Origin of the sequence: Lapillicoccus sp., from assembly GCF_036559105.1 — a bacterium.
Taxonomy (GTDB): domain Bacteria; phylum Actinomycetota; class Actinomycetes; order Actinomycetales; family Dermatophilaceae; genus Lapillicoccus.
Genome location: NZ_DATBTV010000034.1, coordinates 58,125 through 81,571, shown reverse-complemented (window position 1 = coordinate 81,571; position 23,447 = coordinate 58,125). Strand labels below are relative to the sequence as shown.

The 23,447-nt window shown below is 71.9% G+C and carries 24 protein-coding genes; 15 read left to right on the top strand and 9 right to left on the bottom strand.

Annotated features, from left to right (window positions below; all coding sequences use genetic code 11):
• Positions 1-618, top strand: coding sequence for an RES domain-containing protein (locus VIG79_RS05115; RefSeq protein ID WP_331882953.1), 618 nt, complete (start codon positions 1-3; stop codon positions 616-618).
• A 106-nt stretch (positions 619-724) separates the two neighbouring features.
• Here VIG79_RS05115 and VIG79_RS05110 read toward each other — a convergent pair whose 3' ends face one another.
• The 5 genes from VIG79_RS05110 to VIG79_RS05090 form a co-directional block, all read right to left on the bottom strand.
• The gene (locus tag VIG79_RS05110) at positions 725-1,642 is read right to left on the bottom strand and encodes a COX15/CtaA family protein (RefSeq protein WP_331882950.1); all 918 of its coding nucleotides are present in this window, start codon (positions 1,640-1,642) and stop codon (positions 725-727) included.
• Positions 1,643-1,652: 10 nt separating this feature from the next.
• Positions 1,653-2,147, bottom strand: a complete 495-nt coding sequence (locus VIG79_RS05105; RefSeq protein ID WP_331882948.1) for a GNAT family N-acetyltransferase — start codon at positions 2,145-2,147, stop codon at positions 1,653-1,655.
• Complete coding sequence (locus VIG79_RS05100) at positions 2,144-3,208, bottom strand: alpha/beta hydrolase (protein WP_331882946.1); 1,065 nt, start codon at positions 3,206-3,208, stop codon at positions 2,144-2,146. The genes VIG79_RS05105 and VIG79_RS05100 overlap by 4 nt, the downstream gene beginning before the upstream one ends.
• Positions 3,209-3,311: 103 nt before the next feature.
• Positions 3,312-4,058 carry an ABC transporter permease gene (locus tag VIG79_RS05095; RefSeq protein WP_331882944.1) on the bottom strand — a complete coding sequence of 249 codons (747 nt, stop codon included), beginning with the start codon at positions 4,056-4,058 and terminating at the stop codon, positions 3,312-3,314.
• Entirely contained in the window at positions 4,055-4,699 is a 645-nt protein-coding gene (locus VIG79_RS05090) for an ABC transporter ATP-binding protein (protein WP_331883012.1), read from the bottom strand. The genes VIG79_RS05095 and VIG79_RS05090 overlap by 4 nt, the downstream gene beginning before the upstream one ends.
• Positions 4,700-4,874: 175 nt before the next feature.
• Between VIG79_RS05090 and VIG79_RS05085 the strand changes: the two genes are divergently transcribed.
• The 13 genes from VIG79_RS05085 to VIG79_RS05025 all read left to right on the top strand — a co-directional run bounded on the left by VIG79_RS05085 (position 4,875) and on the right by VIG79_RS05025 (position 17,882).
• On the top strand, positions 4,875-6,428 hold the full coding sequence (locus VIG79_RS05085; protein ID WP_331882942.1) for a S8/S53 family peptidase: 1,554 nt from the start codon (positions 4,875-4,877) through the stop codon (positions 6,426-6,428).
• 23 nt (positions 6,429-6,451) lie between these two features.
• A complete protein-coding gene (locus tag VIG79_RS05080) occupies positions 6,452-9,124 on the top strand; it encodes a CHAT domain-containing tetratricopeptide repeat protein (RefSeq protein WP_331882939.1) in 2,673 nt (890 codons plus the stop codon).
• A gap of 47 nt (positions 9,125-9,171) precedes the next feature.
• Positions 9,172-9,948, top strand: a complete 777-nt coding sequence (locus tag VIG79_RS05075) for a helix-turn-helix transcriptional regulator (RefSeq protein WP_331882936.1) — start codon at positions 9,172-9,174, stop codon at positions 9,946-9,948.
• Positions 9,945-11,366, top strand: coding sequence for a Fe-S cluster assembly protein SufB (gene sufB, locus VIG79_RS05070; protein WP_331882933.1), 1,422 nt, complete (start codon positions 9,945-9,947; stop codon positions 11,364-11,366). Before VIG79_RS05075 ends, sufB begins: the two co-directional genes overlap by 4 nt.
• Entirely contained in the window at positions 11,366-12,607 is a 1,242-nt protein-coding gene (gene sufD, locus VIG79_RS05065) for a Fe-S cluster assembly protein SufD (protein ID WP_331882930.1), read from the top strand. The genes sufB and sufD overlap by 1 nt, the downstream gene beginning before the upstream one ends.
• Entirely contained in the window at positions 12,604-12,948 is a 345-nt protein-coding gene (locus VIG79_RS05060) for a non-heme iron oxygenase ferredoxin subunit (protein ID WP_414672583.1), read from the top strand. The genes sufD and VIG79_RS05060 overlap by 4 nt, the downstream gene beginning before the upstream one ends.
• A 5-nt stretch (positions 12,949-12,953) precedes the next feature.
• The gene (sufC, locus tag VIG79_RS05055) at positions 12,954-13,730 is read left to right on the top strand and encodes a Fe-S cluster assembly ATPase SufC (RefSeq protein ID WP_331882927.1); all 777 of its coding nucleotides are present in this window, start codon (positions 12,954-12,956) and stop codon (positions 13,728-13,730) included.
• Positions 13,731-13,745: 15 nt separating this feature from the next.
• Positions 13,746-15,095, top strand: a complete 1,350-nt coding sequence (locus tag VIG79_RS05050) for a SufS family cysteine desulfurase (protein WP_331882924.1) — start codon at positions 13,746-13,748, stop codon at positions 15,093-15,095.
• A complete protein-coding gene (gene sufU, locus VIG79_RS05045; protein ID WP_331882921.1) occupies positions 15,095-15,565 on the top strand; it encodes a Fe-S cluster assembly sulfur transfer protein SufU in 471 nt (156 codons plus the stop codon). Before VIG79_RS05050 ends, sufU begins: the two co-directional genes overlap by 1 nt.
• A gap of 5 nt (positions 15,566-15,570) precedes the next feature.
• Positions 15,571-15,909 (top strand): metal-sulfur cluster assembly factor, encoded by a 339-nt coding sequence (locus tag VIG79_RS05040; RefSeq protein WP_331882919.1) that lies wholly within the window; start codon positions 15,571-15,573, stop codon positions 15,907-15,909.
• Positions 15,906-16,514, top strand: coding sequence for an acVLRF1 family peptidyl-tRNA hydrolase (locus tag VIG79_RS05035; RefSeq protein ID WP_331882916.1), 609 nt, complete (start codon positions 15,906-15,908; stop codon positions 16,512-16,514). The genes VIG79_RS05040 and VIG79_RS05035 overlap by 4 nt, the downstream gene beginning before the upstream one ends.
• Positions 16,515-16,617: 103 nt before the next feature.
• Positions 16,618-17,379: a sortase domain-bontaining protein gene (locus VIG79_RS05030; protein ID WP_331882913.1), complete on the top strand. Its 762-nt coding sequence runs from the start codon at positions 16,618-16,620 to the stop codon at positions 17,377-17,379.
• A 29-nt stretch (positions 17,380-17,408) separates the two neighbouring features.
• A complete protein-coding gene (locus VIG79_RS05025; protein WP_331882911.1) occupies positions 17,409-17,882 on the top strand; it encodes a hypothetical protein in 474 nt (157 codons plus the stop codon).
• Positions 17,883-17,900: 18 nt separating this feature from the next.
• Here the strand turns inward: VIG79_RS05025 and VIG79_RS05020 are convergent, their stop codons facing one another.
• The 4 genes from VIG79_RS05020 to VIG79_RS05005 form a co-directional block, all read right to left on the bottom strand.
• Positions 17,901-18,485: a GNAT family N-acetyltransferase gene (locus VIG79_RS05020; RefSeq protein WP_331882908.1), complete on the bottom strand. Its 585-nt coding sequence runs from the start codon at positions 18,483-18,485 to the stop codon at positions 17,901-17,903.
• A 24-nt stretch (positions 18,486-18,509) separates the two neighbouring features.
• The gene (ypfJ, locus tag VIG79_RS05015; protein WP_331882905.1) at positions 18,510-19,472 is read right to left on the bottom strand and encodes a KPN_02809 family neutral zinc metallopeptidase; all 963 of its coding nucleotides are present in this window, start codon (positions 19,470-19,472) and stop codon (positions 18,510-18,512) included.
• A gap of 96 nt (positions 19,473-19,568) precedes the next feature.
• Complete coding sequence (locus tag VIG79_RS05010) at positions 19,569-20,603, bottom strand: alanine racemase (protein ID WP_331882903.1); 1,035 nt, start codon at positions 20,601-20,603, stop codon at positions 19,569-19,571.
• Positions 20,604-20,606: 3 nt separating this feature from the next.
• The gene (locus VIG79_RS05005; protein WP_331882901.1) at positions 20,607-21,725 is read right to left on the bottom strand and encodes a lipid II:glycine glycyltransferase FemX; all 1,119 of its coding nucleotides are present in this window, start codon (positions 21,723-21,725) and stop codon (positions 20,607-20,609) included.
• Between the two features lie 72 nt (positions 21,726-21,797).
• On the opposite strand from VIG79_RS05005, the gene VIG79_RS05000 reads away from it, so the two are divergent.
• Entirely contained in the window at positions 21,798-23,396 is a 1,599-nt protein-coding gene (locus tag VIG79_RS05000) for an ABC-F family ATP-binding cassette domain-containing protein (protein WP_331882898.1), read from the top strand.
• Positions 23,397-23,447: the final 51 nt, after the last annotated feature.

Below are 23,447 nucleotides of genomic sequence, written 5' to 3'. Positions count from 1 at the left end.
GTGGCGAGGTTGCCGCGCACCCCCGAGCTGCCGCTGGTCCGACGACCTGGCGACGTGCACCGCATACCGAGGTCCGCAGCCTTGTGGCGCGTCCATGCGACGGCCGGCCCGCACGTCACCCCCTGGAACCGGCTGCGCTACTTCGGTCCGACGACGTCGCGGTTCGACCCGCAGGCGCCCCCGCCCGGCTGGTCGGAGCGCGGGGTCACGTACGCGGCCACGGACGTCGTCACCTGCCTCGCCGAGGTGTTCGCCGCCTCCCGGGTCGTCGACGCGTCGCGCCGGGCGCCCTACCTCACGGGATGGCAGCCGACCCGCGTCCTCACCCTGCTAGACCTCACCGCGACGTGGCCGATCCGCAACGGCGCCTCGCACCTGCTCACGTCCGGGCCGAAGTCGGTATGCCGCGCGTGGGCCCGCGTCGTCGACACCGAGTGGCCCGACCTCGACGGGCTCTGGAGCGTGTCGACGATGACCGGGCGCCCCACGGTCACCCTGTTCACGGCCGCGGCCGACGCGTTCCCGTACCGGCCGGCGTTCTCACGGCCCCTGTCGAGCCCGGCCCTCCAGGGCGCGCTCGTCACGGCGGCCGCCGAGATCGGCTACCGCGTCGTCTGACCCGCCCGCCTCCCTTCAGGCGGCGAGAGGCCAACTTCTGTCGTCATTCACCGTGTTGACGACAGAAGTTGACCTCTCGGCCAGGGGAGTCGGGCGCGCTCTGGGTCTAGAGGGGGTTCGACCGCAGGTTCATGACGCCGAGCACCATGGTCACCACGAGGAGCGACGCGCCGAGCATGTGCAGGCCGACGAGGACCTCGGGCAGCCCGGTGAAGTACTGGACGTAGCCGATCGCCCCCTGCAGCAGCGTCACCAGCAGGACGCCGCGCCAGGTGGCTTTGGCCCGGTCGGAGGAACTGGTCAGCCACACCGCGACGAGGACCGCGACGACCAGGCCGACGAAGAGCATGACGACGTCCGCGTGCAGCCAGGCGACCGATCTCGGGTCGAAGCCGGTGCGGGCCGGTTGCTCCGCGTCGCCGGAGTGTGGGCCGGACCCCGTGACGACCGTCCCCAGCACGAGGACGACGGCGCATACTCCCGCGGTCACCCACGCCAGCGTCGACACCAGGTGCGGGACGAGCAGCTCTCGCGGCTCGAGGTCGGCGGTGCCGTCCGGCGACCACCCGTCCTCCGACCCGCGCAGCAGCATGGTCGAGAGCGCGATCATGACCATCGACAGGAGGAAGTGGAACGCCACGACCACCGGGCTGAGGGTCATCCGCACGGCGATGCCGCCGACGACCGCCTGGAGGAGCACACCGGCCACCAGTCCGACCGCCACGAGCAGCAACGGCCGGCGCCGTCGCATGCGAGTGAATACCACCCATACGCACGCGAGGGCGAGGAGCCCCACGACGCCGGTCAGCGTCCGGTTCCCGAACTCGATCAGCTTGTGGATCCCCTCCTCCTGGTGGGGGACGGGGGTGAACGAGCCGGGTACGCACTCGGGCCAGGTGGGACAGCCGAGGCCGCTGCCGGTGAGGCGGACGATGCCACCGGTGATGACGATGACGATCTCGCCGACCAGGTTGGCGACGAGGATCGGCCGCACGAACGAGGGTCGGACGGCGGGCAGACGCACGAGCGTCACACTAAGCGCTGAGCTCCTTGGCCATGAGGCCGACCACGTGGCCCGGCTCGCCGAGGCGGCCGACCTCGACGTACCCGCGCTGCTGGTGGAACGCGAGCGAACCGTGGTTCGGCGGGTCGACGTTCACCTCCAGCGTCATTCGTCCGAACCGGCGCGCGACGTCCTCCATCGCGTCGTAGACGAACCCGGCCAGCCCACGCCGGCGCATCTCCTCGGCGATGACGATCCGGTCGAGGTAGTAGAAGTCGTCGTCGAACCGCTGCGCGTGCCATCGGTAGTTGTCCGAGTCGTACTCGCTGCCGGGGGCCATGGTGAGGACGAAGCCGACGACCTGGTCGTCGAGCTCGACGACGTCGGCGCGGTCGGCGAGGCCGACCAGCCAGAGCAGCCGCTCGGCGTCCAGGGGGGAGAGCAGGTCGACGAAGCGGTGGTTGAGCGCCAGGACGGCCGGTACGTCGGCCTCGGTGATCGGGCGCAGGCCCGGCGTGGACGTCACGCGCCGAGTCTGGCAGCCGCCCAGGGCAAGGACTCCTGGAGGGCCGGGGTCCAGGTGCCGAAGTCGTGGCCGCCCGGCCTCGCATGGAACTCCACGGTGAACCCGGCGGAGGAGAGCTGCTCGGCGAACGCCTGCAGGGGCGGCCCCACCTCGGACTCGTCCTCGCCGACGTCCAGCCATATCGCGGGCGAGGTGGCCGGGTCGAGCGAGCGCCAGTAGTCCGCGGGGCTGTTGGCCGCTGCCTGCTGCTGCCAGTCCGGGGTGCCGAACAGCGTCTCGTTCCCGCCCTCGATCGCGTCCGGCTCGCAGACAGTGAGGGCGGAGAACGCGAGGACCACCGAGAAGACGTCCGGGTGCTTGAGGCCGAGGTTGAGCGCGCAGAACCCGCCCATCGAGAAGCCGCCCATGGCCCGGTGGGCCGTGCCGGGCATGGTGCGCAGCTGGGCGTCGGCGGCGGCGACGACGTCCTTGACGAGGTAGGTCTCGGCGTTGCCCTCCAGGGCGGTGTCGACGCAGAGGCTGTCGCCGTAGGGCTCCTGGAGCACGGTCGGCATGACAAGGATGACCGGATGGCCGGACTGCGCGACGGTCAGCCCCGTCTGGGCGGCCGACCCGCCGTCGAGCCAGTCGGTGCTGCGGCCCGGGTTGCCATGCGTGAGGATCACCACGGGGAACCGGCGCTGCGGCTCGGTGAAGTACTGCGGTGGCAGATAGACCTGCGCGTCGAAGTTGCCGAAGTGGGACGCGGTGTCCGGCACCGAGATCCGCGCCGACGCGCCGCGTTCCAGCTCGAGGTTGCTCGTCGGGTGCAGCTGCTGGACGTCCGGGAAGCGCGGGGTGCCGGTGAGGTCGCCGACGGTGGGGTATGCGTGCAGGCTCGTGTTCACCAGGGCGCCGGCCGCCGCCATCGCGGCCACGACGGCGACGACCAGTCCGGTCCGCCGCCGACCCGCCGAGCCGCGCTCGATCACCGCCACCGAGACGCCCAGGAGGGCCAGTAGTGCGAGGCCGAGGACGACCCGGTTGCCCGCGAGCGGGATGTGGTTCAGGAACTCCGTCACGGTGCCGCCCCCCGGCCTGATCGGGGTCCCCGCGAGGTATCGGAGCGAAGCGTGGGGCCCCCGCGACGGTTCGACGCGAAGTGGGGAGAACCTCGTGGGGTGACTAGTCCGACCACCGGAACGTCCACGCGGTAAGGGCGGTCGCGACGACCGCCCACGCGACGAGGACGATGGCCGGCCGGGCGAGGAACGTCCCGTCGACGAACGCAGCCCGGAGGCCGTCGCCGAGAGCGGCCGAGGGGAGGGTGCCGACGACAGCGGCGAGGGTGTCGGGGAGCTGGCTGCGGGGCACCACCACGCCGCCGAGGACCAGCAGCACGACCCAGACGAGGTTCGCCACCGCGAGGACGCCCTCCGCTCGGAGGGTGCCGGCCAGCAGCAGGGCGAGCGCGACGAAGGCCCACGTGCCGACCAGCAGGAAGAGCACCGCATACGGGAGGCCGGCGACCTCCGGACGCCAGCCGAGCGCGAGACCGACGCCGCCGACCACAGCCCACTGCAGCACCTCGACCCCGAGGGTGGCCAGGGCCTTGCCCCCGAGGAGCCCACCGCGGCCGAGGGGCGTGGTCCCGAGGAGACGGAGCACCGACGCCCGCCGGTCGAAGCCGGTCGCGATGGCCTGCGAGGTGAACGCCGCCGACACGACGCACAGCGCGAGGACGCCCGGGGTCGCGACGTCGATCCGCCGGCCCTCGCCGAGTGAGGGGACGCTGGTGAAGGCCAGCCCGACCAGCGCCCCCAGGGGCAGGACGAGGGAGACGAGGAGCTGCTCGCCGTTGCGCAGCAGCGTGCCCGCCTCGAACCGCGCCTGGCCGAGGACCCGGGCCGATGCGGCGGCCGGTGCGCTCACCCGGCGGCCCTCCGGGTCAGGCCGAAGTAGACCTGCTCCAGCGTCCCCGACCCGACAACCTCCGCGGGAGGCCCCTCGGCGACGGTCCGGCCGTCGCTGACGATCACGAGGTGGTCGGCCAGCCGTTCGGCCTCCTCGAAGGAGTGCGTCGTGACGACGACGGTGGTGCCGCCCGCCCGGATCTCGTCGACGAGGTCGTAGACGTCGAGCCGGCCGTGGGGGTCGAGACCGGCCGTCGGCTCGTCGAGGAAGACGACCTCGGGCCGGCCGACCAGCGCCGCGACCAGCGCCAGCCGCTGGTGCTGGCCGCCGGAGAGCCGCCGCACCGTCGTCCGCGCGAACCCGTCGACGCCGAGCCGGTGGGCGAGCTCGTCGACCGGCGCCGGGTCCGCATACAGGCCGGCGAGGTGCCGCAGCATCCGCGAGGGTGTGGTGCCCGTGGGCAGGCCACCGGACTGCAGCATGACCCCGACCCGTGCGCGGTGCTCCGGACCCGCCCGCCAGGGGTCGGCGCCCAGCACCGTCACCGAACCGGCGTCCGGCCGCTGCAGGCCCACGGCGCACTCGACCGCCGTGGTCTTGCCGGCGCCGTTCGGGCCGAGGACCGCCGTGACCGCTCCGGCGGGTGCGGACCACGACATCGCGTCGCAGGCCGTCGCGCCGGTGAAGCGCCGGACCAGCCCCTCGAGACGCACCGTGGTCTCGAAGGCGGTCACGAGGCGCGAGTGTAGATCGACCGTCTTCGTTGCCGCCGTAAGCGCCGGACCCCTAGGTTTGGCGTGAGCTCGCACCCCGCAGCGTCGAGAGGGTGGACCGGTGGCGACGAACGACGACAACGGACAGGACGACGTCGCGGGCCGACCCGCGTACGAGGGGATGTTCGACCCGCTCATCGCGCACCATGCCCGAGTCCTCGACCCGACCAAGGCCACGCGCATCGGCGACGAGCTGTTCGACTCGACCATCTACGTGGCGGACCGGGTACTCGTGCGCGGAATGCCCGACGACGCCCAACAGCAGTCCTTCGTGGACTGGTGCAAGGAGAAGGGCTACACGGCCAGCCCGACGCGAGAGCATCGCGCCCTGGCCGAGCGGGCGCGGGGCGCCCAGAACGCCGCCTCGCTTATCCGTTCGTGGGTCACGCCTCTACGGATCACGCCGAACGAGGGGGAGGCGCGCACTGTCGACGCGTGGGCGCTCCTGCAGGACTGGCGAGCCTCCCGTCCGGCGGACGACGCTGCCGGGCGCGCCCTGGTCGGGCTCGACCACCTGATGTTCGCCAACGGTGTCGTCGGCCAGACGATGACGGTCGGCGGGACCATGACCGTGGGCGGCACGATGACGGTCGGCGGAACCATGACGGTCGGCGGAACCATGACGGTCGGCGGCGCTGTCAGGGCGCAGTACGTCGTGCCGGGCCTGGGCGGCCTCACGCCGGTCGCGTGGCGCGGTCCGGCCCCGTTGCGGCAGCCCAAGCTGGCGCGCCGACCGGTCGTGGCCATCCTCGACACCGGGGTGGGTGCCCACCCCTGGCTCGCAGAGGGCGTGACCGTATTGCCCGGACCCATGGGTTCCGAACCCGAGGGCACCGGGGTCGTCCACGACCCGCTCGAGGGCACCCTCGACGACCATTCCGGCCACGGGACGTTCATCGCCGGACTGGTTCGCCAGACGTGTCCCGATGCGGACATCCTCATGGTTCAGGTGATGAAGGCCGACGGCTTCGTCCCCGAGCACGAGATGGTGGAGGCCCTGGAGAACCTCGGCGTGCTCGTCGGCAACGGGCAGCCCCTTCACGTGGTGTCGATGTCCTTCGGCTATTACCACGAGGCCCCGGACGACGTCCGGACCGACGCCTCGCTGGCCGCGGCGCTCCAGCCGCTGGCCGATGCGGGCTGCCTTCTCGTGGCCTCGGCCGGCAATGACGCGACGACGCGCCGGATGTTCCCCGCCGCGCTCGACCACCGTCCCGTGGGAGCACTTCTCGACATCCTCAGCGTCGGCGCGCTCAACCCGAACGGCACCGTCGCCCTGTTCAGCAACAGTGGCGACTGGGTCGACGTGCACGAACACGGGGCGGCCGTCGTCAGCACCCTGCCGACCACCTTCGACGCCTCGCTCCAGCCGACGGCGCGCACTCAGTACTCGGACGGGACGGTACGGGAGAGCATCGACCCGGACGACTTCTCGGGCGGGTTCGGCACGTGGTCGGGGACCTCGTTCTCAGCGCCCATCGTCGCGGGGCGTCTGGCCCAGGACCTGCTGGACCGGTGGACGCGGGCCACGGGCAAGCGAGCCGTCGGCCCGAAGGTGAGCCGACGGCGGGTCGTCACGGCGCTCGAGAAAGCACGTCGGCCCGGACCGACATGACCGGCTCCGGACCTCCGTCGGCCGTGGACCCCGCGGCCGACGGGACTCGGTCACCCCGGAACGACCCCGCGCGCTGGCACGAGGACGCGGTCACGCACAACGCGCGAGGGCGGCCCGCGGCCGGAGCGTCAGCAGCGACGCGGGCTCTGGCGCTGCTCGGCGTCGAGCTCGATGCCGAGCCCGATACCAAGCCCGACGCCGACCCGTGGGGCGGCCCGGGCTCGCCGCCCGCCGCGGGTCCCGGCGCGTCGACGGCACCGGACGCCGGGCGGGACGGCGCGGAGCTCGAGCAGATGACCACGGTCGCGCGCGTCCTGGCGACGCTCGCCAAGTCGGAGGTCGAGGTCCGCAGCATCGACGCCGGCCTGGACCGGATGGCCCAGGCCTCGCGCTGGGCGCAGGCGGTCGGCTCCGACGACCTCCTCGGGTTCGTGCACAGCCAGCACGCGTTGCTGCTCTTCCGCGGTGGGCGGTTCGCTGCGGCCCTGGACGAGTTCGGTTATGCGGCAGACCGCCTCGACGCCGCCGCCGGCGTCGACCGCTGCCGGCTCCTGATCAACCGGGGCGCCCTGCACGTCGAGATGGGCAGTCTGGACGACGCCAGGGCCGACCTCACCGCGGCCGTCGAGCTCGCCCGCACGCTGGACGAGAACCGGCTCGAGCGGATCGCCCTGCACAACCTCGGATGCCTGGAGTTCTTCGCCGGCGACTTGCCGCTCGCGCTCCGGATCATCGACGAGGGCATCGTCATGGACGAGGAGACGCAGATCGGGATCGCCCTGCTGGACCGGTCCCGGGTGCTGTTGGCCGCCGGGCTGTACGACGAGGCTGACGAGTCCCTCGCCACCGCGGCGCGGCAGCTGAGCCGCGACCGCGCCTGGCAGGACGTCGGCGAGGTCGAGCTCACGCGGGCGGAGGTCGCCCTGCTGAGCGGGGACACCGACGCGGCGCGGGTGCTCGCCGGCAAGGCCCGGGACCGGTTCCGCCGACACGGCAACGCGCGCTGGCGTCGCGCCGGTGAGCTGGTGCTGCTCCAGGCCGACCTGCGCGGCGGCCGTCCACCGGCCCGGCTGGTCCGGCCGGCCCTGCGGCTCGCGAAGGAGTTCGCGGCGGACGGGTTCGCGGCCCAGGCCCGGACGGCCACCCTGCTGGCGGCCGAGCTCGAACAGCGGCTCGGACGCTCCGAGGACGCCGCCGAGCTGGCTCGCCAGGCCGGGACGTCCCGTGCCGCGGACCCGATCGCGACGAGGCTGCACACCCGCTACGTCCATGCGCTCCTCGACGTCGAGAACGGCCGGTGGGGGTCCGCCCACCGGCAGCTGCGCTCCGGCCTGGGGGAGCTCGCCGCATACCAGGCGCAGTTCGGAAGCATCGACCTGCAGACCGCCAGCGCCGTGCACGGGACCCGGCTGGTCGAGCTCGACGTCGACCTCGCCCTCGTCGAGCGCACCCCGCTCGGCGTGCTCGCCGCGGTCGAGCGTGGCCGGGCCGTCTCCCGGCGGATCCGCCAGGTCCGCCCGCCCGAGGACCCGGAAGTCGCCGCGCTGCTGGCCGAGCTGCGCCGGGTCGTCGACGGGCAGCGGAACGACGTCGCGGCCCGGGCGCTGGACCAGTCGGGCGGGCCCGTCCGTGAGCTGCAGAGTCGCCTCCGGGCTCGGGCATGGCACGCGGCGAGCGCCGGCCGGGCGGCCGCGGGGGTGGCACCCGAGCGGTTGCGGGCGGAGCTGGACCGGGCCGACAGCGCATTCGTCTGCTACCTCGAGGCGCACGGCCGGCTCCACGCGGTCGTGCTCGACCGGGGCAAGCCCCGGCTGCACTCCCTCGGGCCCGCGTCGAGCGCGGGCGCGCTGCTCGCTCGAGTACGGGCGGATGTCGAGCTGGCCTGGGCCCGGCACCTGCCGTCCGGCATCGCCGCGACCGTGCGGGGCTCGCTCACGCATACCCTGCAGCGGCTGGACGACCTCCTGGTCGGCCCGTTAGGTCTGTCCGACCGCCGGCTGGTCGTCGTCCCGTCGGCCGCCCTCGTCACCCTGCCCTGGGGGCTGCTGCCGTCCGGGCGGGGGCGGCCGGTCGCCGTCTCCCCGTCGGCCACCGCCTGGGTCGCGGCGGCGCGGCCCACCCGAGCCCGCCGCCGGCCGCGCGTGGAGGTGTACGCGGGACCCGGGCTCCGCCTCGCGCCCGCCGAGGCGCAGGCGGTGGGGGAGCTGTGGCCCCGCTCGCGGGTACGCCTGGGAGAGGAGGCCGGGCCGGCCGCGCTGCGCCGCTCGCTCGCCACTGCCGACATCGTCCACGTCGCCGCTCACGGGGTCCACGAACCGCAGAGCCCGCTGTTCTCCTCGCTCCGGCTGACCGGCGGCCCGGTGTTCGCGTACGAGCTGGACCAGGCCGCCGGGCTGGCGCCGCACGTCGTCCTCTCCGCGTGCGAGCTCGGGCAGGCGACGGTCCGGCCGGGGGACGAGTCGCTCGGCCTGACCAGCGTGCTGCTCGCCCTCGGAACCCGCAGCGTCGTGGCCGGTGTCGCGCGCATCCCCGACGACGTCTGTGCCGAGGTGATGGTGCGGTACCACCGCGCCCTGGCCGCCGGGGTCGACTCCGCGCAGGCCATCCAGGACGCCGGAGCGGTGGACGACGTCCCCGCCCCGTTCGTCTGTTTCGGGGCCGCCTGGGCCGTCACCAGCCCCCCGGCAGGGGGTTAGGGCAGCCTTACTATCGGCCCCCGTAGTAATTACGTCACAATGGTGTGGTGTTTATCGGACCCGACGAGCAGCGCACGCGTGAGCGCGTCCTGGCGTCCGTGTCCGAGCACGGACCCATCACCGCCGCCGAGGTCGGCCGGCTCCTCGGGCTGACGCCCGCAGCGGTCCGCCGGCACCTCGACGCCCTCGCCGAGCACGGCGCCGTCGAGGAGCACGACCCCGGCCCGTCGCACACCCCTGGACACACCCGCGGGCGGGGCCGCCCGGCCCGCGCCTACGTCGTCTCCGAGCGTGGCCACGGCTCCCTCCCGGCCGACTACGACGAGCTCGCCGTCCAAGCCCTGCGCTACCTCGCCACGCACGGCGGACCCGAGTCCGTCGCCGCCTTCGCCCACGAGCGGGTCCGCGGCCTCGAGAGCCGGTATGCCGCGCGCCTCGCCGCCGCGGGCGACAACGTCGTGGCCCGCACCGACGTCCTCGTCGAGGCGATGACCGAGGACGGCTTCGCCGCCTCCGCCCGCCCCGTCGGCGCCGGCGGCCTCACCGGCGTCCAGCTCTGCCAGGGTCACTGCCCCGTGGGGCGGGTGGCCGAGGAGTTCCCGCAGTTCTGCGACGCGGAGACCGAGGCCATCTCCCGGCTGCTCGGCGTGCACGTCCAGCGGCTCGCCACCCTCGCCGGCGGCGCCCACGTCTGCACCACCTTCATCCCCACGACCGCGGTCACCCGCAGCCAGACCCCTCCCGCGCATGAGACGCCGGGAACACCGGACGCCCGTGGCGCCTTGGACCTATCGACCCCGACCCCCGAAAGGGCAGCGCGATGACCACCCACATCGAAGAGCTCAACCCCGGCCTGAAGGACCTCGGCCGGTACGAGTACGGCTGGGCCGACAGCGACACCGCCGGCGCGACCGCCAAGCGCGGCCTCAGCGAGGACACCGTGCGGGACATCTCGTCCCGCAAGAGCGAGCCGCAGTGGATGCTCGACCTGCGGCTGAAGTCGCTGCGCCTGTTCGGCAAGAAGCCCATGCCCGCCTGGGGCTCCGACCTCACCGGCATCGACTTCCAGAACATCAAGTACTTCGTGAAGTCCACCGAGAAGCAGGCGACCTCGTGGGAGGACCTGCCGGCCGACATCAAGAACACCTACGACCGGCTCGGCATCCCCGAGGCCGAGAAGCAGCGCCTCGTCGCCGGCGTCGCTGCGCAGTACGAGTCGGAGGTCGTCTACCACCAGATCCGCGAGGACCTGGAGGAGAAGGGCGTCATCTTCGTCGACACCGACACCGGCCTGCGCGAGCACGAGGACCTGTTCCGCGAGTACTTCACCTCGGTGATCCCCGCCGGCGACAACAAGTTCGCGTCGCTGAACACCGCGGTGTGGTCGGGTGGCTCGTTCATCTACGTCCCGCCGGGCGTCCACGTCGACATCCCGCTGCAGGCCTACTTCCGGATCAACACCGAGAACATGGGCCAGTTCGAGCGGACCCTGATCATCGCCGACGAGGGCTCCTCGGTGCACTACGTCGAGGGCTGCACCGCGCCGATCTACTCGTCCGACTCGCTGCACTCCGCGGTCGTCGAGATCATCGTCAAGAAGAACGCCCGCGTCCGCTACACGACGATCCAGAACTGGTCGAACAACGTCTACAACCTCGTCACCAAGCGCGCCACGTGCGCCGAGGGCGCGACGATGGAGTGGATCGACGGCAACATCGGCTCCAAGGTGACGATGAAGTACCCCGCCGTCTACCTCCTCGGCGAGCACTCGAAGGGCGAGACCCTGTCCATCGCCTTCGCGGGCGAGGGTCAGCACCAGGACGCCGGCGCCAAGATGGTCCACCAGGCGCCCAACACCTCCTCGACGATCGTCTCCAAGTCGGTCGCCCGCGGTGGTGGCCGCACCTCCTACCGCGGCCTGGTCCAGGTCATGGAGGGCGCTCACGGCTCGAAGTCCACGGTCCGGTGCGACGCGCTGCTCGTCGACCAGATCAGCCGGTCCGACACCTACCCCTACGTCGACGTCCGCGAGGACGACGTCCAGATGGGCCACGAGGCGACCGTCTCCAAGGTCTCCGCGGACCAGCTGTTCTACCTCCAGTCGCGCGGGCTCACCGAGGAGGAGGCCATGGCGATGATCGTGCGCGGGTTCGTCGAGCCCATCGCGCGCGAGCTGCCCATGGAGTACGCCCTCGAGCTCAACCGGCTCATCGAGCTGCAGATGGAAGGAGCAGTCGGCTGATGCCGCTGTTGGAGAAGACCGCCGGGTTCACCGGCGGTCCAGATAAACACGACCACACCGGCAGTCACACGGATTCGGCTGCGGCCTTCGTCCCCGACCAGTCCCGCGCGGAGCGCCCCACGTCGTTCGACGTCGGCGCGTTCCCGATCCCGAACGGGCGCGAGGAGGAGTGGCGGTTCACGCCGGTCGACCGGCTGCGCTCGCTGCTCACCGACTCGCCCACCGAGGAGGGCGCGGTGGAGTATGCGGTGACGGCGCCCGACGGGGTACACGTCGGCACGCTGACCGCCGGTCAGGCACCGCGCGGGACGGTGCTGGTCCCCGCCGACCGCGCCGCGGTCGTGGCGGACGCCAACTCGCCTGAGGCCACGCACATCTCGGTGGCCGCCGAGGCCGAGCTCGCCGAGCCCATCCGGGTGGTGATTACTGGCAAGCCGGGGCTGCGGAGCAACGGCCACCTCGTGGTCGAGGCCGGCCGGCACAGCAGGGCGGTCGTCGTCATCGACCACGAGGGCAGCGGCGACCACACCGGCAACGTCGAGGTCGTCGTCGGTGACGGGGCCCACCTCACGGTCGTCTCGATCCAGAGCTGGGACGACGAGGCCCGCCACCTCGGGCAGCACGACGCGCTCGTCGGCCGCGATGCGACGTACCGCCACATCGTCGTGAGCCTCGGCGGCGGCATCGTCCGGATCAACACCAACGTCCGGTATGCCGGTCCCGGCGGGGACGCGACCCTGCTCGGCGTCTACTTCGCCGACGCGAGACAGCACCTGGAGCACCGCTCGTTCGTCGACCACAACGCGCCGAACTGCAAGTCCCACGTGACCTACAAGGGCGCCCTGCAGGGCGACTCGGCGCATACCGTCTGGGTCGGCGACGTCCTCATCCGCGCGGCGGCCGAGGGCACCGAGACGTTCGAGACCAACCGCAACCTCGTCCTCACCGACGGCGCCCGCGCCGATTCGGTGCCGAACCTCGAGATCGAGACCGGCGAGATCATCGGCGCCGGTCACGCCTCGGCGACCGGGCGGTTCGACGACGAGCAGCTGTTCTATCTCCAGGCGCGCGGGATACCCGAGGACGAGGCCCGGCGCCTCGTCGTGCGCGGGTTCCTCGTCGACGTCATCAACCAGATCCCCGTCCCCGACCTGCGCGACCGGCTCAACGCCGACATCGACGCCGAGCTCGCCGAGGCTCAGCGGGCCGGGGCCGAGGTGCTGCGGGGTCGGGCCTCGTGAGCGCGCAGCCGGTGCCCGACACGTTCACGTGGGTGTGCCACGTCGGTGACCTGGAGCCCGGCAGCGCCGCGCAGGCCGAGATCGACGGTGTCATCGTCGCGATGGTCCGCGACGGCAACGGCGACTACCACGCCCTGAACGACCGCTGCACCCATGCCGACGTCTCGCTCTCCGAGGGCGAGGTCGACGGCTGCACCCTCGAGTGCTGGCTGCACGGCTCCCGGTTCGACGTTCGGACCGGCGACCCGTCCGGCCCTCCGGCGACCATCCCCGTCGCCGTCTACCCCGTGAAGATCGACGGCGACGACGTCCTCGTCTCCGTCACCACCGAAGGCAGCTGAACACCATGACCACGCTCGAGATCCGCGACCTCCACGTCTCCGTCGAGACTGAGGACGGCGCCAAGGAGATCCTCCGCGGCGTCGACCTCACCATCAACTCCGGCGAGACGCACGCCATCATGGGCCCGAACGGGTCCGGCAAGTCGACGCTGGCCTACTCCATCGCCGGCCACCCCAAGTACAAGGTCACCGGCGGCACCGTCACCCTCGACGGTGAGGACGTCCTGGCCATGAAGGTGGACGAACGCGCCCGAGCAGGGCTGTTCCTCGCCATGCAGTACCCCGTCGAGGTCCCCGGCGTCACGGTGTCGAACTTCCTGCGCACGGCGAAGACCGCCATCGACGGCGAGGCCCCGAAGCTGCGGACGTGGGTCAAGGACGTCCGCTCCGTCATGGACGGTCTGCGCATCGACCCAGCGTTCGCCGACCGCAACGTCAACGAGGGCTTCTCGGGCGGCGAGAAGAAGCGCCACGAGATCCTCCAGATGGAGCTGCTCAAGCCGCGCATCGCCATCCTCGACGAGACCGACTCCGGCCTCGACGTGGACGCGCTCAAGGTCGTGTCCGAGGGCGTCAACCGGGTGAAGTCGACGAGTGACGTCGGCGTCATGCTCATCACCCACTACACCCGGATCCTGCGCTACATCCGTCCCGACTTCGTCCACGTGTTCGTCGACGGCCGCATCGTCGAGGAGGGCGGCCCTGAGCTGGCCGACCGCCTCGAGGACGAGGGCTACGACCGCTTTCTCTCTGCCGCGACGGCCACCACCACCACGGCCTGACCCAGGGCGATCGGTATGTCTGCGCTCACCACCGCTGCGATCTCTCCCGAGCTCTCGGTCGAGATCTCGCCCGAGCTGTCGGGGCAGCCGTTCACGGACGAGGAGCTGGTCCGCATCCGGGCCGACTTCCCGATCCTCGAGCGCACCGTTCGCGACGGAAAACCGTTGGTGTACCTCGACTCGGGGGCCACCTCGCAGAAGCCGTTCGTCGTCCTCGACGCCGAGCGGGAGTTCTACGAGCGGCACAACTCGGCGGTCCACCGGGGCGCCCACCAGCTGTCGGAGGAGGGCACCGAGCTCTACGAGCGGGCGCGGTCGACCATCGCGGCGTTCGTCGGGGCGCGGCACGACGAGGTGGTGTTCACCAAGAACGCCACCGAGGGGCTCAACCTCGCCGCCTACGCGTTCTCCAATGCCGCCGCCGGTGGCGGGGGAGGCTCCGGGTCGCGGTTCGCGCTCGGCCCCGGTGACGAGGTGCTCGTCACCGAGATGGAGCACCACGCCAACCTCATCCCGTGGCAGGAGCTGATGCGCCGCACCGGTGCGACCCTCCGCTGGGTGCCGGTCACCGACCAGGGACGTCTCGACCTGTCGCTGCTCGACGGCGTGCTGACCGAGCGCACCAAGGTGTTCGCGTTCACCCACGCCTCCAACGTGCTCGGCACCGTCAACCCCGTCCGCGAGCTCGCCGACCGCGCGCACGCCGTCGGTGCTCTCGCCGTCCTCGACGCCTGCCAGTCGGTGCCCCACCTGCCGGTCGATGTCGACGACCTCGGCGTCGACCTGATGGCCTGGAGCGGTCACAAGATGCTCGGCCCACTCGGGGTCGGCGTGCTCTGGGGTCGCCCGGAGATCCTCGACGAGATGCCGGTGTTCCTCACCGGCGGCTCGATGATCGAGACGGTCACCATGGAGCGCTCGACCTACGCGCCGGTGCCCCAGAAGTTCGAGGCCGGAGTGCCGATGGCCGCCCAGGCGATCGGGCTCGGGGTCGCCGCGGAGTACCTCGGCGAGCTCGGCATGGACCGCGTAGCCGCCCACGAGGAAGCCCTGTCGGCGCACCTGCTCGACGCGCTGGCCCAGCGGCCGTGGGTCCGGGTCGTCGGTCCGGGTGCCGAGCCTGACCGCGGCGGCACGGTGGCGTTCGTCGTCGACGGAGTGCACGCGCACGACGTCGGCCAGGTCCTCGACGACGACGGCGTGGCCGTCCGGGTGGGCCACCACTGCGCGTGGCCGCTGCACCGCCGGTTTGGCGTGGCCGCGACCACCCGGGTGACCGTCGCCGCCTACAACACCGTCGACGAGATCGACACGATGCTGGCCTCACTCGACCGGGTGCCCGCGATGTTCGGGACGGACCGCTGATGGACCTCTACCAGGAGCTCATCCTCGAGCACTCGAAGCGGCCGCACCGCGCCGGCCTGCGCGAGCCGTTCGACGCCGAGGTGCACCACGTCAACCCGACCTGCGGCGACGAGGTGACCGTCCGCGTCGAGCTCGACGGCGACGTCGTCCGGGACCTGTCCTACGACGCGCTCGGCTGCTCGATCAGCGTTGCGTCCGCCTCGGTCCTCTCGGAGCAGGTGACCGGCCACTCCGTGCGCGAGGCGCTCGAGGCATACAACGCTATGCGGGCGATGTTGACCTCCAAGGGCCAGGACCCCGGCGACGAGGACCGCCTCGGTGACGGGGTGGCCTTCGCTGGCGTCGCCAAGTACCCCGCTCGCGTCAAGTGCGCCCTCCTCGGCTGGACCGCCTTCACCGACGCACTGGTCCGAGCGGGCATCGACATCACCGACATCACACTTCCCGAACCCGTCGCAGAGAAGGGCTGACCGCCATGACGGACACCACAGGCGTTACCAACCCCCCCGCCAACGTCGCGGACGTCGAGGAGGCGCTGCGCGACGTCGTCGACCCGGAGCTGGGGATCAACGTCGTCGACCTCGGGCTCATCTACGGCATCACCGTGGACTCCGAGTCGACCGCCATCATCGACATGACCCTGACGTCCGCGGCCTGTCCGCTGACCGATGTCATCGAGGACCAGGCGGCCTCCGCGCTGGAGGGGCTCGTCAACGGCTTCCGCATCAACTGGGTGTGGATGCCGCCGTGGGGTCCCGACAAGATCACCGAGGACGGGCGCGAGCAGCTGCGGGCCCTCGGCTTCAATTTGTGAGCACTCGCGACCTCGAGGTCGCACCCGCTCGGCTGGACCGGTGGGTGGCCGGGTTCCATGAGCGGCACGGCGACGGCCCGGTGACGCGGGACGGCGACCACGTCGTCGCGGCGTCCGGCGCTGACGGGTCGGAGGCCGACTTCACGTACTTTCTCCACGACCCACTGGGGGTCGTCCTCGTCCGACGAGGCGGGTATGCGGTGGGTCTGGCCCGCGACGGCCGCTTCGTCGCGACGAAGGTCGGAACCCGGTACGTCCAGTCCCGGACGGCGGCCGGTGGCTGGTCGCAGCAACGGTTCGCACGCCGGCGCGACAACCAGGCCGACGCCCTCGCCGACGCCGTGGCAGCCCATGCGCTGCGGATCCTGTTGGGCGACAACGAGTCGCCGGGCCCGGGTGCTCCGGACGTCCCTCGCGGGCTGGTGGTGGGCGGTGACCGAAACTTGGTGGGCCGGGTGCTCGCCGACTCGCGGTTGCGCGCGCTGGCCGACCGGCCCAGGCGCGAGCTGTACGACCTGCCCGACCCGCGCCGCGACGTCCTCGACCGGGCCCTGGAGCGGGGCTGCGCTGTCCGCATCCACCTGACCGAGCCTCCACCCCCCTGACGAGTCCGAGCTCAGATGTTTGTCGGTTCTGCGACGGTCAGGCCCGAAAACCAGCAAACATCTGAGTTCGGTTGGGGGACAGGGGGGCGGGTTACCGTCGTCCATGCACGGGTACCGAGCGCTGGCCGTTGTGGCCGGCTTCGGCGTGCTCGGGTTGCTCGGCGCCTGCTCGACGGCCGGCTCACCGGCGACCAGCCAGCCCGCGTCGACCACGTCGACGACCTCGACCACCTCGACCGCCTCGACGGCGACCCACAGCCCGACCACGACGACCACGACGACCACGACGACCACGCCGACGGCGACTCCCACCCCGACCCCCACAGGCCCGACGCCGAGCGACGGGACCCCGATGCAGGCGCGGCTGAGCATCCCCGCGATCAAGGTCGCCGGACTGGTCGTCCAGCCGTACCAGGGCTTCACCGACGACGCTCCCGGCACGCAGATCCAGAACACAGGACTCGCCGCGTCGCCGTCCGGCCCGCGCGGGGGAACCGGGCCGGGCGGAGTCGGCAACTTCCAGGTGACGGCGCACCGCACCACGAAACCGGCCCCGTTCCGCGACCTGCCCGCGCTGACCGACGGTGCCCTCGTGCACGTGGACGCGGGCGGCGTTCGCTACACCTACATGGTCACCGCCACCCGCCAGACCTCGTTCCGGTCGCCGGCGTCGCTGGCCGAGCAGCGCGCCGCAGTCCCGGGCCGGCCGGGAGCCGCCCCGACTCAGGCCATGATCACGCTGTCCACGTGCGCGACGCCGGAGGACCGCGCCGCCGGCAACCACTGGGCGGACGAGTTCGACAACCCCGAGCACCGCATCGACAAGATCGGCGTCCTCGTCCAGACCTCGCCCGCCCCGGCCTGAGATCGCCTCGCCCTTGTAGCGTCCTGCGCATGCACGAGCTCATCCTCTGGTCCGGGTTCTTCGGGGCATGGCTGCTCGTCGCCGGGCCGCTCTACCAGGCCGCACTGGAGCTGGGCGAGGAGAACATCTCGCGCGAGGACATGGCGGGCGTCCAGCCCGCCGCGCCGGCCGGCACCCGACCGTCCGGCTGGTGGTGGCTCATCCCACCGGTCGGGTACTGGAAGCAGCGAAGGTATGCACAGGAGGAGCGCAAGGCCATGATGGCCGCCCTGCCGCACCACGTCATGGCGAACTGGGTCTCGTTCATGAACAAGGCCACCGCATGGTTCTACGTTGCCTCCGGCGCCTACCTCATCGCGCTCAAGGAGACCTACGAGCTGGTCGAGGGCCATGAGTGGCCGACGTTCGTGTTCTGGGTGCTCATCATCGTCATGGCCGGCATCGCCACCGGGAACACCGCCGTCCGCATGAGCCGGAGCCACCACCTCGTCGAGCACGAGTGACGCCGGGCGGCCCGGCGCTCACCGCAGGTCGAGCCGCATCAGCACCCGAGGCATACCCGCCGACAGTGCGTCGGTGTCGGCCGTCTTGGTGAACCCGGCCTTCTCGAACATCGACCGCGTCCCGACATAGCCCATCGTCAGGTCGACCTTCCGGCCCTGGTTGTCCACCGGGTACCCCTCGACCACCGGCGCGCCGCGACCCCGCGCATACTTCACGGCCCCCTCCAGGAGGGCGGCCGCGACGCCCGTCCGGCGGTGCCCCGCCCGCACCTTGAAGCACCAGACCGACCACACCGGCAGGTCGTCGAGCTGCGGGATCTTCGTGCCGTGGCTGAACGCGTAGAGGTCGGACCTCGGCGCGACCCCCGACCAGCCGACGACCTCGCCGTCGCGGTTGGCGAGGACCCCGGGTGAGGTCCGGCGACGGCAGAGCGCGCGCACCCGTTCCGGCCGCTCCCGTGCGTCGAGCGACTGGTTCTCCTTCGGGCTGAGCCGGTAGGTCAGGCACCAGCACACGGCGGAGCCCGGGTTCTTCGGCGCGAGAAGTGTTGCGACGTAGACGAACCGGGCCGCCGTGGCCGGGAGGACCTCGATCGCACTCATGCCGAGGTCACCCGGGAAAGGCGACTACAGGCTCTGCGTTGCGAAGGTGTTGCACTGGTTGAGGTCGCCGGTCTGGTACCCGGTCGTGAACCACTTCTGCCGCTGCGCACTCGAACCGTGGGTCCACGACTCGGGGTTCACACGGCCCTGGGTCGCCTTCTGGATCCGGTCGTCACCGACCGCCGAGGCGGCCGAGAGGGCCGAGTTGATGTCCTCCTGGGTGATCGGCTTGAGGTACGTCACCCCGTTGGCGTCCTTGGTCTGTGTCGCGTTCTTGACCCACATCCCCGCCATGCAGTCGGCCATGAGCTCCAGCCGCACCGATCCGGACTCGGGCCCTTGCGGATCCTGTTGCGCCCGGCCGAGCAGCCCGAGGATGTCCTGGACGTGGTGGCCGTACTCGTGCGCGACGACGTACTCCTTGGCCAGCTGGCCGGCGTTCGCGCCGAACCGCTGCTGCAGCTCCTGGAAGAAGCTGGCGTCGATGTAGACCAGCTTGTCGAGCGGGCAGTAGAAGGGTCCGACCTGGTTCGAGGCGGTGCCGCACGCCGACTGGGTCTGGCCGGAGTAGAGGACCGTGTTCGCCTTCGGGTACTGGCGGCCGTACTGCGGAAGCGCCGAACCCCAGTAGTCCTGAACGCTGTTGACCGTCGCGATGACCAGGCAGTCGTCGTTCTTGTTCGCATCGGCCCCGGTCTTGCACTGCGAGAAACCCCCACCCGACTGCGAACCGCCCGCGCCGACCTGCGAGGGGTCCAGCGAGCTGCTCTGGCCGGTCGACGTGCCGGTGCCGGGATCCTGCGTGTCGCCGCCGCCCAGGACGTTCCCGCCGAAGATGAAGACGAGGATGAGCAGGATCAGACCACCGATCCCGCCGCCCACCTGGATGCCGCCCGGGAAGTTGCCGCCACCCCCGTAGCCGCCGCCTGACGACCCGCCCGACGTCGCCTGCGACGTGTCGAGCTGGACGTTGTCGTTGAAGGTCACCGGGTCACCCTAGGACACCCCGACCAGCCGCGCTCGGCGCTCCGGCTCGGTATGCCGACGACGACACCAGGCCGTGATCCAGACGTTGTCCTGCCGTTACTCCAGGACGACCGCGTCGGCCCGCAGCGTGGTGTTGCGGACGCGCACGTCGACCTCGTCGCCGACCTCCGGTGGCGTGCTGCCCTCGGGCAGCATGACCAGGCTCACGTGCATATGGGGCGGTTCGACGAACCACGTCGTGTGGCCGTCGACCCTGAACGGCGAGCGGACCCGCCCGGCTGCCTCCAGCGCGCCCTCGGCAAGCGCGACGGCCCGGTGCCGCAACGAGTCGGCCCCGCTCGGTGCCTCGAGGGCGACTCCGTGCGCGGTCCCACCGGCGACGACGAGGAGCCACCCCGCTCGCAGCCGCTTGGCCCGGTACCCCGCCCGGTCGCCGGTCGAGACGTGGCGCACGTCCAGGACGTGCCCCCGGACGACGCAGGCCTTCGGGTCACCCAGCCAGAGCTGGGTGCCGACCCGGACCCGGAAGGCGTGGTCGGGGTATGCCGCGCGCAGCTCGTTCTGCTCGGCCGGCGTGACGTGCGACAGCTGCCACTCGGGGACGGCGAACCGGTCGACCCAGCGGCGCACCTCCGGGACGTGCCCCGACCCGAGGGGGAGATGGAGGCTCAGGGCGAGCAGCTCGCACGGTGCGAGGGTGTCGAGGGTCTGCTGCATCCAGTCGGCAGGGATGCCATGGCGGTTCATCGACGAGAGCCCCTCCACAACGACCCGTGGACGCCCGACCCGGCTGGCCAGGTCCTCCAGGTCGGGGCCGTGCGTGATCGTGTGCACGAGAGCGCCGTCCCTGAGGTGGGAGAGCGCCGCGTGGATGACCGGCCGGTACGGCTCCATGACGAGCACGTCGCCGGGGAAGCCGGCCAGCGCGACCGGCGCCTCCGCATACGTGCCGACGGCGATCATCCCCACTCCGGCCGAGCCGTGCAGCCGAGCGCACTCGGCGACGAGGAGGTCGAGGCCGAACCCGTACCCGTTGCCCTTGACGACGGGGATCAGCCCGGGGCTCGCCGCGAGAGTAGCGGCCAGGTGGGCGCGCCAGCGGGCCGCGTCGACGTGCAGGGTCAGCGCCACGACTCAGCCCCGTCGCCGCATGTACACGTCGAAACCCTTGTACAGCAGCTTGTTCAGCGGCAGGTCCCACTCGCCGACGTACTCGACCGCCTCACCGCCGGTCCCCACCTTGAACCGGATCAGCCCGGCGTGCGAGTCGTCGGCCGCGACGGTGTCGGTGATGCCGCGCAGGTCGTAGACGTCAGCGCCGGCCGTGATCGCGTCGCGCATCATCTGCCACTGGATCGCGGTCGACCCCTGCACCTCGCGCTTGGCGGCGGTCGAGGCGCCGTAGGAGTACCAGGTGTGGGCGCCGACCCGGACCCCGGTCGTGGCCGCCACGAGGTTGCTGTCGTGGTGCGCGAGGTAGAGCCGGATGCGGTCGTCGCTCTCGGCCTCCATGACCTCGAACATGCGCTGGAAGTATGAGAGCGGCCGCGGCGTGAAGTGGTCGCGGGTGGCGGTCTCGAGGTATGCCGTGTGGAAGGCGGGCAGGTCGCTCGCCTGGCCACGGGTCACCACGACCCCCTGCTTCGCCGACTTCTTGATGTTGCGCCGCCACAGCTGGTTCATCCCGGCGAGCACGTCCTCCTCGGTGCGTCCAGCGAGCGGAAGCTGGAACACGTACTCCGGCTGGCCAGCGGCGAAGCCGTCGTCGGAGGCCAGGTGGTCAAAGCCAAGCCGCTCGAGCAGGGCGCGCACCCGCATACCGGCGTCCTCCGTGACGTCCGGTGTCACGTCCCGCAGCGAGCCCACCGCGTCGTCGGCGATGGCCGCCTTGACGGTGTCGGCGTGCCAGCGGCGGACCGGGACCGCCGGACCGATCCGCAGGGCGAAGGCGCCCTGGGCCTTGACGTGGTCGCGCAGGGTCCGCAGCACGTCGAGCGCCTCGGGACCGTCCCAGTCGGTGACCGGGCCCTCAGGCAGGTAGGCGAGCGATCGGCCGATGCGGGGGAGGCTCCGGTAGAGGGCCAGGCCGGCAGCGACCATCTCCTGGCCGGCGAACCAGCCCAGCGACTCGGCGCGCCAGTCCGTCTTCAGCCGGCCCCACGCCGGCGTCTGCAGGAAGCTGCCCGAACGGGCCTCGACGAACGCGAGATGCTGCGCCGCGTCGACGGTACGGACCTCGATCGCGCGCGTCACGGTGGGCGACAGTACCGGACCCTGGGGAAAGCGATTCGGTCCGCGGAGCCCGCACTGGCAGAATCGACGGTTGTGATCGTGGCCTCGGGGATCGAGCTCCGCGCCGGCCCGAGGCTCCTCCTCGACGGCGCGACGTTCCGCATCGCCCCGGGCGACCGTGTCGGGCTGGTCGGGCGCAACGGCGCGGGCAAGACGACGCTCACCAAGGTCCTTGCGGGCGAAGGCCAGGCGGCCGCCGGCACGGTAACGAGGTCGGGCGACGTGGGGTACCTCCCACAGGACCCCCGCACGGGCGACCTCACCATGCTGGCCCGCGACCGCATCCTCTCCGCGCGCGGGCTTGACACGATCGTCCGCGACCTTCGGGCCACCGAGAAGCTCATGGCGTCGGAGGACGACGCGGTCCGCGAGAAGGCGATGGGGCGCTACGAGCGGCTCGACGCGGCCTTCAACGCCCAGGGCGGGTATGCGGCCGAGTCGGAGGCCGCGCGGATCGCCTCGGCGCTCGGGCTCGACGACCGGATCCTCGACCAGCCGCTCCGTACCCTCTCCGGCGGCCAACGGCGACGGGTCGAGCTGACCCGCATCCTCTTCTCCGGGGCGCCGACGCTGCTCCTCGACGAGCCGACCAACCACCTCGACGCCGACTCCATCGGGTGGCTGCGCGACTTCCTGCGCGGCTACCAGGGCGGCCTCGTGGTCATCAGCCACGACGTGGAGATGCTCGACACCGTCGTCAACCGGGTGTTCCACCTCGACGCCAACCGGGCCGAGATGGACCTCTACAACGTCGGCTGGAAGGCCTACCTCACCCAGCGCGAGACCGACGAGCGGCGACGGAAGCGGGAACGCCAGAACGCCGAGAAGAAGGCCGGCGCCCTGATGGCCCAGGCCGACAAGATGCGGGCCAAGGCCACCAAGGCGGTCGCCGCCCAGAACATGGCCCGCCGGGCCGAGCGGCTGCTGGCCGGGCTCGAGGGCGAGCGGGTGTCCGACCGGGTGGCCAAGATCCGGTTCCCCGACCCGGCGCCGTCCGGGCGGACTCCGTTGCGCGCCTCGGGACTGTCGCGGTCCTACGGGTCGTTGGAGGTGTTCACCGACGTCGACCTCGCGGTCGACCGGGGTTCGCGGGTCGTCGTGCTGGGGCTCAACGGCGCCGGGAAGACGACGCTGCTGCGGATCCTCGCGGGCGTGGACAGCCCGGACACCGGCGAGGTGGAGCCCGGGCACGGGCTGAAGCTCGGCTACTACGCCCAGGAGCACGAGAACCTCGACGTCGACCGCACCGTGCTGGCCAACATGAAGTCGGCCGCCCCGGCGCTCGGCGAGACCGACGTCCGGAAGACGCTCGGGTCGTTCCTCTTCTCCGGTGACGACGTCGACAAGCCCGCCCGGGTGCTCTCGGGTGGCGAGAAGACGCGGCTGTCGCTGGCGATGCTCGTGGTGTCCTCGGCGAACGTGCTGCTGCTCGACGAGCCCACCAACAACCTCGATCCCGCGTCCCGCCAGGAGATCCTCGGCGCCCTGCGCACCTACAAGGGCGCCGTCGTCCTGGTGACCCACGACGAAGGTGCGGTCGAGGCGCTGGAGCCGGAGCGGGTGCTGCTGCTGCCGGACGGCGTCGAGGACTTCTGGGGTCCCGACTACCGCGACCTCGTCGCGCTCGCCTGACCGAAGCCCTCGCCGCCCGCCCTGCCCGCTCCGCCCGCCCCGCCGAGAGGC